Here is a 10,839-nt window from a genome sequence, read left to right on the forward strand (position 1 = left end):
GTCCACGGCGAGACGTTCGAGGGCTGCGACACCGGTAACTCCTGGTGGACGGCGCGCTGCTTTTGCAGCGTTTCGTCAACCGTTCGTCAGCCATGATTCCGGCTGACGAACGGATACGCGATGCGCCCCTCTCTCATCCTCGCGGCAGGACTCCTCTCCTGCGCAAACGTCCTCAATGCGGCGGCAGCCCCGCCGGCGGAATCGAGCCTCGCGCAGCCCGCTCCGCCTCAGCCGCCTCCCAGGCCACCGGTGTCGTCCCGCGTTGCGCCCGATGCCCCCGAACCGTCGACCGCAGCAAAGGCAGTCCCTGCGACCCCGCCCTCCGGTGCGGCTGCGGTTTCGGCGGCAGTAGCGCAGCCCGCAGCCGCGAAGCCGCTCCCGGTTCCCCCTCCGATCGCGACCGTCTCGCAGGATCCTCGCCCGACCCTCGACGCGAACACCTTCATCAACACGATGCGAGCCGCCTCTATCTACAAGGGAATCGCTGAGGCCGGCGGCTGGCCGACGCTTCCGGACGGCACGGTCCTGAAGCTCGGTGACAAGGGGCCGCTCGTCATCCTCCTTCGGCAGCGGCTAGCCGCAGAGGGCGATCTGCCCTCGGACATGACGGGCGATCCCGTCTTCGATGCTGGCCTCGCCGCAGCCGTCAAACGCTTCCAGGCGCGCCACGGATTGCCGGAATCGGGCGCGATGCGGTCGAGGACGCTGGCCGCCCTGAACGTGCCGGCCGCGACGCGCCACCGCCAGATTTCGGCCTCGGCGCAGCGCCTAATGCTCGCCGGCTCGAAGCTGCCCTTCGGCGAGCGCCACGTAATCGTGAACATCCCCTCCGCGACGGTGGAGGCGGTGGAGAACGGACAGGTCGTGCGCCGCTATGTGGCAGTGGTCGGCAAGGCGGACCGGCCCTCGCCAGTGGTCGAGACGCGCATCACCGCGATCAACCTCAACCCGACCTGGACAGTCCCGGTGTCCCTCATCAGGAAGGACATCATCCCGCAGATGCGCAAGGATCCCGAGTACCTCGCGAAGATGAAGATCCGCATCCTCGACGGGAAGGGACAGGAGGTCGATCCGCGGACGCTCGACTGGGCGACGGAGAGCGCAGTCAATTACACGCTGCGGCAGGATCCCGGAGCCGGCAACTCGCTCGGCGAAATGCGCATCGACATGCCGAACAAGCATGCCGTCTACCTGCACGACACGCCGAAGAAACGGCTCTTCGCCGAGACGGCCCGCTTTCATTCCTCAGGCTGCGTGCGCGTGGCCGACGTGCGCGATTTCGCGGAGTGGCTGCTGCGCGGAACGAATGGCCCCGATGGATCATGGACCGGGGCTGGAATCGAGGCCGCGACCGCAACCGGCGCGCGGCAGGACATTCGCCTCGAAAAGCCCGTGCCGGTCGCCTGGGTCTATCTGACTGGCTATGCGACCGCGGACGGAGTCGTGCATTTCCGTGACGATGTCTACGGCCTCGATGCTCCGAAAACCGATCCGATGTCCGATCCGGATCTCGACGTGCCGGCGACGTCCTCGATCGGGACGAAACGTCAGAAGACGTGAGCTTCGCACGACGCCCCGGAACTGCCGGCTGGGCTGCTACTTGGCCTGCCGACGTTCCGTTGGCGTAACGGTGAGTTGGCGCATGCCGCCGCGCCTGAGCACGTCGAGAGGCAGCGGTTTGCCGATCCTCTCGCCATTCAGCACGCGCACCAGATCGTCGACGCCCGTAATCGGCTCACCGTCGAGCGTGAGGATCATGTCGCCCGGCTCGAGGCCGGCCCTGGCTGCCGGTGTGTCGGCCTCCACGGAGGCGATCACTACGCCTGAACGGCTCATGAGCCCGGCCGCATGGGCGACCCGCCGTGGCAGCGGCACGGTCTGGCCCGCAACCCCGATCGAGGCGCGTCGCACGCGCCCGTGCCTGATCAACTCGGAGACGACGAAGCCCGCCGTGTTGCTTGCCACCGCGAAGCAGAGGCCCTGCGCCCCCGCGATCACCGCAGTGTTGATGCCGATCACTTCTCCGCTCGTCGAGACAAGCGGACCCCCGGAATTGCCGGGATTGAGCGCCGCATCGGTCTGGATCACGTCTTCTATGAGCCGACCCGTGCGGCCGCGGAGCGAGCGGCCGAGCGCCGACACGACGCCGGCCGTCACGGTCGACTCGAAGCCGAGCGGGTTGCCGATCGCGATGGCGATCTGACCGCGCTTGAGCTGCTTGGAATCGCCGAGGCGCGCGAAAGGCAGCCCATCGCTCATGGCCCGCAGAAGCGCGAGGTCGGTATCGGGGTCGTCGCCCAGCACGCGCGCCTCGATCCTTCGGCCATCGGCTGTCACGAGGCGCGCGTCACGCCCGCCCTGCACTACATGGCTGTTGGTGAGAACCAGTCCGTCCGGGGAAACGATGACGCCCGAGCCGATCCCGACGGCGCGCCCGCCGGAGTGCGGCTCGACCCGGACCACGGTGGGGCCGACCCGATCGACGACGCGCGTGACGGTCTCCGAATAAGCATCGAGCAGCGCGCCGTCCGAAGACCCGGAGAGGTCGTGGTGGAGGCCAGGATGGGAATCCTCGTGAGGACCAAGGATGAGAACGGGACCGGGATCGAGCATGGTCAATACACAAGATGAAACGAAGTAACATCCTCATGTGGGGTGCGGCCGATCAAAGCTGAAGGGCCCGTGATAACCCTCAGGGAACCCAGCACGCCTTGCGAGGGACACTTTCAGAGCCGATCTGAGGGGGCACACCTTCCTTCAGGGCAAGCGTCCGCCGAAGGGATAATAAAATGGAGAACCGCATGAAGTGTCCCATCGACGGCTCCGATCTGGTCATGACCGACCGCCAGGGCATCGAGATCGATTATTGTCCGAAATGCCGCGGCGTGTGGCTGGATCGTGGCGAGCTCGACAAGATCATCGAGCGCTCCGCGGCGGCCGCGCCGCAGCCATCCTTCATCCAGCCGCAGCCGCAGGCCGCCCCTCAGCCGCACTATCCTCAGACGCATTACGACCCACGGCAGTCGCACTACGATCCGCGGCATCAGCACGATCTACGCCACAAGAAGCGCAAATCGTTTCTGGGAGAGCTGTTCGATTTCGACTGATCGATGGTCGAGGCTGCGGGTCGCCTATGCGGCCGACGCTCTACCGTCGATCACGTTCCTCTGCACGCGATCGATTCGTGAATTCGGGAGGAGCGAGACATAGAATTGCGCGGCCTCCTCGGCCTCGCCGTCGAACCACAGGCAGGGGGAGATCTTCGACACGGCTTGTCTTTGCTGGGCTTGATGAACCCCCGAACACATCAAGGACGAAGGTGGTGTGAGTATTCCGACAGTGCATGGAGAATTATTTGACCAGTGGCAGGATCCTTCCACCACGATCTCTCATGCCCTCCTCGTCATTGCGAACGCAGTGAAGCAATCCCGCGGCGCATCCGTCGAGGGGTAGATTGCTTCGCCTCCGGCTCGCAAGGACGGGAGTGCAATGGGACGGGTGGTGCATCGCGCCTGCGGTTCGCAATGACGCAGTGAGTCCGCGGCGGGCCTGATGACGCCAGACCACAAGGACGGCCGTGGGTCCGGCGCGACTCCGGTTCCGGCCCTGCACTGCCCGCCCTTGCGCCCACTTCGTCATTGCGAACGAAGTGAAGCAATCTACCCGTCGACGGATGGTTCGCCTCGCCCGCAGCTCGCAGTGACGGAGTGGGTCACAGCCTCCGACTGAATCCGCAATTGCGCCGTGAAGCATCCTTCATGAGAGTCAGCACCGGAGTGAACCCGGACCGCAGCCGAGCGTGGGGCTGCGCTGGATCTCCTGCCGGAACAGATTGGTGTCGATCTGCTGGCGCTGCTCGAACTGGAGCTGCTGTTGTTGCTGACCGATCGAGCGGTTGATTGCGCCCGTGTTCGATTCGTAGATCGTGCTCGCCCGCGGGATGGTCCCGGGACGAACCCGTGAGGCCTGGCTGCGTTTCGTTCGGCTCGCCTGAGGCCGCGCAGCGCGCCGCCGCTCCACGTCTCTCGACGGTGTCGCCGTTTCGCCTCCCACCATGATGGATGGCGTGCGCGCCATCGGTTTCGCCAGAGGCTCCCGGGCCTCCGCGACTGTACAGAATGCCAGGACCAGGATGACGGAGCCGAGCCAGCGCATGATGTCCTCCTCGAGAGTAATGCAGTAACTCTTCTCCCGGGCGGCAGTTTCGGGCTCCTCTGCACGAGCGGGTCCTTGGAGAGAGAATCCACTCACGGACGGCCAGCTTGTCAGCGAGGCACGACAGCGGCAAACATGGCTCACGAGCATGGAACAGGGAACATGACTCGCATGGATTCGCCGACCTCTCGCGCGATCAGAGTTTTTCCACTCTGGGCGGATCTCGAGCGACCGAGCGTCGTCGCCGGCCAGACGATTCTGGTCGCCGCCGTGGTCGTCCTGCCGCTGCTGTACACGCTGGTGCCGCCGCTGGAAGACTATCCCAATCACCTGGCGCGGATGTTCGCGCTCGCGAGCCTGCGCGGGAACTCTGGCCTCTCCCAATTCTATGAGGTCGAGTGGGCTCCCATCCCGAATCTGATCATGGATCTCGTGGTGCCGCCTCTGGTTTCTCTGGTGGGGATCTACGCAGCCGGCCGGATCTTCCTCGCCCTGGTGCTGCTCCTCATGCTCACGGGCCCGCTCGTCCTGCACCGCGCCGTGCACGGGCGCTGGTCGGCCTGGCCGCTCGTCGGCGGGCTCTTCGTCTATAACGGGTTCCTCTTCACCGGATTGATGAACTACCTGTTCGGCGTCGGACTGGCGGTCTGGGGCACGGCCGTCTGGATCATGCTCTCCGAGCGGCCGACGATGTTCCGGATCGCGGCGAGCCTCGCCTTCTGCGCCGCGCTCTATGTCTGCCATCTGTCGGCGCTCGGCCTCTATGGGCTCGCCATAGGGGCCTATGAGGCATGGCGCCTGGGAGCATCGCGCCGGCTCGACGGGCGCTCGGTTGCGCTCAGCCTTGCGGCCCTGGTGCTGCCGGCGCTGCCGTTCCTCTGGCTCCTGGTGCAGAGCCCGACCTGGTCACTGGCCCCGGCCTTCGAGTGGGAGTCGCAGGGCAAGCTCGAAGCCGTCACCACCTTCCTGACGGTCTATTCCGACCTGTCGGATATCCCGCTCCTCATCCTTGCCGGAGCCGCCGTCTATTTCGGCGTAAGGCGCGGCGTGGTTCACTTCCATCCGGCGGGCCTTCTGGTGCTGATCGTGCTCTCCGGCGCGTTCCTCGCCATGCCACGTCTCGCCTTCGGGTCGTGGATGGCGGACCAGCGCCTCGTGGTGGGGATCTTCTTCATCACCCTCGGCTTCGCCTCGGTGGATCTGCGCGGTCTCGGGATCAGCAATCTGTTCTTCGCGCTGTGCTTGGCGTCGATCGCGTTTCGCGTCGTCGACGTGTCGGTGAACTGGGCCTCTACCTCCCAGGCGATCCTCGAGCTCCGCGACACGGTCCGGAGAATGCCGTTCGGGTCGCGGCTCCTGGTGACGCAGTCCGATGACCCGGCGACCGCCACGGCCGTCGGAGCAGCACTCTCTCATGCGCCCACCCTGGCGGTGATCGAGCGCTCGGCCCTGGTCTCACGCCTCTTCGTGGTTCCGGGCAAGCAGGTCCTGCATGCGCGCCCCGGAGTTAGGGACCATGTCGATACGCAGGACGGCGACACGCCGACCGTCAGCCGCGTCATGGCCGCAGCAGCAGAGCCGGCGCCGGGAGGGCCCACTTACTGGGACCGTTGGCTCCTGAATTACGACTACCTGATCGTGCTCGGTACCGATCCCGACGAGTCGGCCAATCCGGCGCCGGACCGGCTCCGGATCGTGCACAACGGGCGCGCCTTTCAGTTCTATGCCATCAGGCGAGCAAGCTGACGGAGCGCGATCAACAGCACCGGAATCCGTTGCGGGCGCCAGCGCCGTAGCGGGCGTCCTGCCGTTCCCGGAAGAATTCCGGATAGGTCATGATCGGCTCATCCGGATGCATGCGCTGCATGTGCTCGACATAGGTCTCGTAGTCGGGAAGGCCCACCATCAGGCGGGCTCCCTGGCAGACGCATTTGGCAAATGTGGCCCAGCGCTCGCGAAGGTCGGAGGACATTTCGGGAGACATCGCGATCCTCCTCACCGCATGGCGGAGACTGCGGCGGCAGCCTCGTCGTCGAACGGCATCCTGACGACCGGCGTTTCCAGAGCCGTCCATTTGTCGGCGCGATAGGCCTCTAGGCAGGATCGGATGCCGTAATAGACGATGCTCGCGACGACGAGCACGAACAACACCGACAGCGCCGCGTCGATGCGGTCGTTCCAGATGATCTGGCTCATCTGCCCCGCATCCTTGGCCGGCGCCAGCACCTGGCCTTGCGCCAGCGCGCTCGAGAACCGGTTGGCGTGCGACAGGAAGCCGATGGTTGGATCCGGATGGAAGATCTTCTGCAGGCCGGCCGTGAGCGTGCAGATGACGAGCCACAGCGCCGGCAGGATCGTCACCCAGGCGTAGCGCTCGCGCTTCATCCGGAAGATCACCACGGTGCACAGGACGAGGGCGACCGCGGCCAGCATCTGGTTCGAGATGCCGAACAACGGCCAGAGCGTATTCACGCCGCCGAGCGGATCCGTGACGCCCTGATAGAGGAAGTATCCCCACGCGCCGACACAGAGGGCCGTCGCGAGGATACTCGAACCCCAGGACGTCGTGTTGGCGAGGCCCGGCGCGAAGAACCCCAGGAGGTCCTGCAGCATGAAGCGCCCGGCGCGTGTCCCGGCATCCACGGCCGTGAGGATGAACAGGGCCTCGAACAGGATCGCGAAGTGATACCAGAAGGCCATCATGGCCTTGCCGCCGATGAAGGACGAGAAGATGTGCGCCATGCCGACCGCGAGCGTCGGCGCACCGCCGGTGCGGGAGATGATGGTGTGCTCGCCGACGTCCTGCGCCGTCTCCTCGATCTCCTGCGCGGTCACGGGGAAGCCCCATTCGGTGACCTTCGCCGCGGCGCTCTCGGCGGTGGTTCCGATCTGGGCGCCGGGGCTGTTCATGGTGAAATAGACGCCCGGCTGGATGATGCTCGCCGCGACGAGCGCCATGATGGCGACGAACGACTCCATCAGCATGCCGCCATAGCCGATGAAGCGGGCGTTCACCTCGTTGTCGATGAGCTTCGGCGTGGTCCCGGACGAGATCAGGCTGTGGAAGCCCGAGACGGCGCCGCAGGCGATCGTGATGAACAGGAACGGGAACAGGGCGCCGGACCAGACCGGGCCCGTTCCGTCGACGAAGCGCGTGACGGCGGGCATCTTCAGATCCGGTGCAACGATCACGATGCCGAGCGCGAGCGCGGCGATGGCGCCAATCTTGAGGAAGGTCGAGAGGTAATCCCGCGGCGCCAGGAGCAGCCAGACCGGCAGGATCGAGGCGATGAACCCGTAGGCGATGAGGAGCCAGCAGAGCTGGACGCCCGTGAACGTGAAGGCTGGCCCCCAGGTCGGGCTCTCCGCGATGGTCTGGCCGAAGACGATGGCCAGCATCAGCAGCACGAAGCCGACGACCGACACCTCCCCGATGGCGCCCGGGCGGATGTAGCGGAGGTAGAGGCCCATGAAGATGGCGATCGGGATCGTGGCCGCGACCGTGAAGGTGCCCCACGGGCTCTCGGCCAGGGCTTTCACGACGATCAGGGCCAGCACGGCCAGGATGATCACCATGATCATGAAGGTGCCGAAGAGCGCGATGACGCCCGGCACCGGCCCGAGTTCCGACCGGATCAGCTCGCCCAGGGAACGGCCATCCCGGCGCATCGAAACGAACAGGACCATGAAGTCCTGCACCGCGCCCGCGAGCACGACTCCGGCGAGGATCCACATCATACCGGGCAGGTAGCCCATCTGGGCCGCCAGCACCGGCCCGACGAGGGGGCCTGCTCCGGCGATCGCCGCAAAGTGGTGGCCGAACAGCACGTAGCGATTCGTCGGGACGTAATCGAGCCCGTCATTGTGGCGGACGGCCGGGGTCGCGCGCGTCGGATCGAGCTGCATGACGCGGTTCGCGATGAAGAGCGAGTAATACCGGTAGGCGATCAGGTAGACGGCCACGGCCGCGACCACGATCCAGAGCGCGTTGACGTGCTCGCCCCGTTCGACGGCAACGAGGGCCAAGGCGAATGCACCCAATATCCCGACGAGGACCCAGACGATGTGGGAGCGAACAGCAGCGGCCATGGCGGCATCCTTCGCGAGCGGCCCCGGGCATTCTTGTCCTGACAACCTGAATCAACGCGGCCAGGAACTTGGAGTTCGCATTGGCATTTCGGTTGCGGTTGAAATGTGGAAGCGCAGTTCAGGCCCGAGACTGCCCGGCTTCCTGTACGCCAATCTTGGCCGTTCGTCCTCGGCCATGATGAGGACCCTCCGGAACCATGACGATCCGGCTCCCGTTGACCATGTCCTCCCCGAACAGCATGGAGGACATCATGTGCTACGAGAGAAGGTCATACGCATCCGACGAGCGCAGGAAGGCCGGCACGACGACCCCGTCCAAGGAGCGCGAAAGCAAGCGTGACGAGGTCGTGAGCAACCTGATGCGTGATGCCAAAAAGGCCGGCGAGAAGACGGAGGTCGGCGCTCCCTCAAAGGAATACATCCCGGCGAAGTAGTCGATCGACGGTGAGCCGGCTGCAACACGGCTCACCCGCACGAGCCCCGCTTCGGCGGGGCTTTTTTTATGCGTGTCTCGCTCCTGCCCTGCACCGGATCGGAGCGGCCGTGCAGGAATTCGCGAAGCCCCGTCGGAAGCGCCGTTCAGCCCCGCCGCAGACTGGTGCGGCTCAAGCCTCCCGGCCCGCTCGCAAAATAGAACAGCAGGCCGCCGATGATCGCGAGCGTCTGGTAGAACTGCCCGTTCTGCCGGGGACGGAAGACCACGCCGATCCCGGCGTTGCGGTGTGTCAGCCAGAGCGTGGCAGCGGTGAATCCGATGAGCGCCAGTGCCGTCCAGCGCGGCCAGAGGCCGATGACTAGGGCGATCGGACCCAGGAACTCGGCGGCGGTCAAGACCGCAGCCACGAACTCCGCATAGGGCACACCTTTCGAGGCGAGCGAAGCCGCGAAGGTCGAAAAGGTCATCAGCTTGTTGAAGCCCGATGGCAGGAACAGGGCCGCCACGAACAGGCGGCCCAGGAGCAAGGCCCAATCCTCGCTGCGATTTAGCACGACATCTCTCCCGTTCTGGCCCTGGCTCCCGGTCGATCCTGCAGCCTGTCCGGCTGCGACGGCCAGAGAAACGCGAGTCCGGTTAGGAAGAGGTTACGACGCGGCGAAGAGCGGGCTGGGGTCCTGCCGGGATGCTTACTGCGGGACAGCTGATTGACCCTTCGGTGCACAGGCGGCAAGAGGCGGGTTTCATGTCGCGCCGCTTTCTCCGAATGGGAGTTTTCGTGTTTTCCGTTCTGCTCGATCTCGATGGCACCATTGTCGATTCCGCGCCGGGAATCATTGGCTCGTATCAGCATGCCTTGCGGTGCATGGGCCTCCCGTGCCCGCCGGCTTCGGAACTGACCTGGGTCGTCGGCCCACCCTCCCGGCGCTCGTTTGCGAAGTTCGTCGGGCCGGATCACGATCTCGAGGAGGCCGTGCAACTCTATCGTTCGCATTACGAGGCGAACGGGCTGTTCGACTGTGCGGTGTATCCCGGCATGCGCGAAGCGATTGCAGCTCTTGCCGCCATGCCGGTCCGCCTGTTCGTGTGCACGTCGAAACCATTCGGCTTCGCGGAGCGAATCATCGAGCATGTCGGTCTCGCACATCCGTTCGAGCGCATCTATGGCGCGGATCTCGAAGGCCGGTTCGATGACAAGGGAATCCTGATCGACCACATCATCAGCGTGGAGCAGATCGATCCGCATCGCACGGTCATGATCGGTGATCGTGCAAGCGACATGCTGGCCGCTTCTCGTCATGGAATTGCAGCCATCGGAGCGCTATGGGGATATGGCGATGCTGATGAACTCGCAGAGGCTAGAGCAACGAGCGTCTGCCCGTCACCCGATGATCTCCTGGCGCATGTGGGCGATGTCATGCGCGCGAGTGCGGATGCGCGTCGCTGATGGCGCCTCGTGTGCGGGACACTGTTCTCCACGGTCATAGCGAGCGGAGCGGAGCAATCCAGCGGCGCATCCGTCGATGGGTAGATTGCTTCGCCTGCGGCTCGCAAGGACGGCAGTGTTTCAGGAGTTTGCTTCCGCTCCCGGCCGTGCTCCTCGCGCCCTCACACCCTCACCGTCATTGCGAACGCAGTGAAGCAATCCAGGCCGCCGCCTCAAGATGAATCACTTTGTCCGCGGCCTGCAAGGACGGAAAGGGCCGTGGAAACGGCACGAGCACTCCGGAAAGCAGATGGAACCTCTGGATCTGCCGCATCCTGGAACTCGCCAGCTCGAGCTGCAGTACCATTGCTCCGATTGGTGTGTGCAGCCTTTCGAAGGCAATCACCTGCCGCTATATCTCCAGTGCTGAAACGCCGATCCCCATCACACGTCCAAAGTGTGCAGAGCCGCTGCGACGATCTGTATTGTGCGATGCAGCAACCCATTCCGGTCCGAAGCGTTGTCGCCGCGGTCGTGATGGAGAGTGAGCATGCGCAACTTGGAAACCGAAGCTGGCCGTGAGGGGCATGAGCCTCGCGGTCTGACGAATGGTCTTGGCGCGGACGGTCGGTTCGACCTGCGCGGTGCTCCCCCTGAGCCGGCGACAGGGGCTGGCTCCCGCCGCTGGCTTGCTCCCGCACTGGTTGGCACGGCGGCAGCCCTCGGAGCCGCT

Annotated in this window: 11 protein-coding genes and 1 pseudogene; 6 read left to right on the forward strand and 6 right to left on the reverse strand. The window is 65.2% G+C overall.

What is annotated here, in order from left to right; translation table 11 throughout:
* The first annotated feature begins 120 nt into the window (after positions 1-120).
* On the forward strand, positions 121-1,560 hold the full coding sequence (locus BN1233_RS02395; RefSeq protein WP_046861855.1) for a L,D-transpeptidase family protein: 1,440 nt from the start codon (positions 121-123) through the stop codon (positions 1,558-1,560).
* A gap of 36 nt (positions 1,561-1,596) precedes the next feature.
* On the opposite strand, the gene BN1233_RS02400 is transcribed toward BN1233_RS02395, so the two are convergent.
* Complete coding sequence (locus tag BN1233_RS02400) at positions 1,597-2,613, reverse strand: S1C family serine protease (protein ID WP_074078241.1); 1,017 nt, start codon at positions 2,611-2,613, stop codon at positions 1,597-1,599.
* 176 nt (positions 2,614-2,789) lie between these two features.
* Between BN1233_RS02400 and BN1233_RS02405 the strand changes: the two genes are divergently transcribed.
* Positions 2,790-3,107 carry a TFIIB-type zinc ribbon-containing protein gene (locus tag BN1233_RS02405; protein ID WP_244470850.1) on the forward strand — a complete coding sequence of 106 codons (318 nt, stop codon included), beginning with the start codon at positions 2,790-2,792 and terminating at the stop codon, positions 3,105-3,107.
* Between the two features lie 42 nt (positions 3,108-3,149).
* Here the strand turns inward: BN1233_RS02405 and BN1233_RS44420 are convergent.
* Both BN1233_RS44420 and BN1233_RS02410 read right to left on the reverse strand, forming a co-directional pair.
* A pseudogene (locus BN1233_RS44420) lies at positions 3,150-3,269 on the reverse strand (VOC family protein); the annotation flags it as partial.
* A gap of 496 nt (positions 3,270-3,765) precedes the next feature.
* Positions 3,766-4,155 (reverse strand): hypothetical protein, encoded by a 390-nt coding sequence (locus BN1233_RS02410; protein WP_046861856.1) that lies wholly within the window; start codon positions 4,153-4,155, stop codon positions 3,766-3,768.
* A 162-nt stretch (positions 4,156-4,317) separates the two neighbouring features.
* On the opposite strand from BN1233_RS02410, the gene BN1233_RS02415 reads away from it, so the two are divergent.
* Positions 4,318-5,901 (forward strand): hypothetical protein, encoded by a 1,584-nt coding sequence (locus BN1233_RS02415; RefSeq protein ID WP_048708856.1) that lies wholly within the window; start codon positions 4,318-4,320, stop codon positions 5,899-5,901.
* A 10-nt stretch (positions 5,902-5,911) separates the two neighbouring features.
* Here the strand turns inward: BN1233_RS02415 and BN1233_RS02420 are convergent, their stop codons facing one another.
* Together BN1233_RS02420 and BN1233_RS02425 are read right to left on the reverse strand one after the other, a co-directional pair.
* Positions 5,912-6,139 carry a YbdD/YjiX family protein gene (locus tag BN1233_RS02420; RefSeq protein WP_074078242.1) on the reverse strand — a complete coding sequence of 76 codons (228 nt, stop codon included), beginning with the start codon at positions 6,137-6,139 and terminating at the stop codon, positions 5,912-5,914.
* Between the two features lie 11 nt (positions 6,140-6,150).
* Positions 6,151-8,244, reverse strand: a complete 2,094-nt coding sequence (locus BN1233_RS02425; RefSeq protein ID WP_046861858.1) for a carbon starvation CstA family protein — start codon at positions 8,242-8,244, stop codon at positions 6,151-6,153.
* Positions 8,245-8,441: 197 nt separating this feature from the next.
* Between BN1233_RS02425 and BN1233_RS02430 the strand changes: the two genes are divergently transcribed.
* A complete protein-coding gene (locus BN1233_RS02430) occupies positions 8,442-8,678 on the forward strand; it encodes a hypothetical protein (protein WP_046861859.1) in 237 nt (78 codons plus the stop codon).
* 145 nt (positions 8,679-8,823) lie between these two features.
* Here the strand turns inward: BN1233_RS02430 and BN1233_RS02435 are convergent, their stop codons facing one another.
* Positions 8,824-9,234, reverse strand: coding sequence for a DoxX family protein (locus tag BN1233_RS02435; protein WP_046861860.1), 411 nt, complete (start codon positions 9,232-9,234; stop codon positions 8,824-8,826).
* A 191-nt stretch (positions 9,235-9,425) separates the two neighbouring features.
* Between BN1233_RS02435 and BN1233_RS02440 the strand changes: the two genes are divergently transcribed.
* Positions 9,426-10,127, forward strand: a complete 702-nt coding sequence (locus tag BN1233_RS02440; protein WP_048708854.1) for an HAD hydrolase-like protein — start codon at positions 9,426-9,428, stop codon at positions 10,125-10,127.
* Positions 10,128-10,656: 529 nt separating this feature from the next.
* Positions 10,657-10,839, forward strand: a 183-nt coding sequence (locus BN1233_RS49045) for a hypothetical protein (RefSeq protein WP_048708852.1), incomplete at its 3' end; no start/stop codon positions are given.

It is taken from the genome of Microvirga massiliensis, from assembly GCF_001006805.1.
GTDB lineage: Bacteria > Pseudomonadota > Alphaproteobacteria > Rhizobiales > Beijerinckiaceae > Microvirga > Microvirga massiliensis.

Coding starts and splice junctions, on each gene's coding strand:
- BN1233_RS02395 (WP_046861855.1), top strand. CDS start 121: ATGCGCCCCTCTCTCATCCTCGCGGCAGGACTCCTCTCCTGCGCAAAC.
- BN1233_RS02400 (WP_074078241.1), bottom strand. CDS start 2,613: ATGCTCGATCCCGGTCCCGTTCTCATCCTTGGTCCTCACGAGGATTCC.
- BN1233_RS02405 (WP_244470850.1), top strand. CDS start 2,790: ATGGAGAACCGCATGAAGTGTCCCATCGACGGCTCCGATCTGGTCATG.
- BN1233_RS02410 (WP_046861856.1), bottom strand. CDS start 4,155: ATGCGCTGGCTCGGCTCCGTCATCCTGGTCCTGGCATTCTGTACAGTC.
- BN1233_RS02415 (WP_048708856.1), top strand. CDS start 4,318: ATGACTCGCATGGATTCGCCGACCTCTCGCGCGATCAGAGTTTTTCCA.
- BN1233_RS02420 (WP_074078242.1), bottom strand. CDS start 6,139: ATGTCTCCCGAAATGTCCTCCGACCTTCGCGAGCGCTGGGCCACATTT.
- BN1233_RS02425 (WP_046861858.1), bottom strand. CDS start 8,244: ATGGCCGCTGCTGTTCGCTCCCACATCGTCTGGGTCCTCGTCGGGATA.
- BN1233_RS02430 (WP_046861859.1), top strand. CDS start 8,442: ATGACGATCCGGCTCCCGTTGACCATGTCCTCCCCGAACAGCATGGAG.
- BN1233_RS02440 (WP_048708854.1), top strand. CDS start 9,426: ATGTCGCGCCGCTTTCTCCGAATGGGAGTTTTCGTGTTTTCCGTTCTG.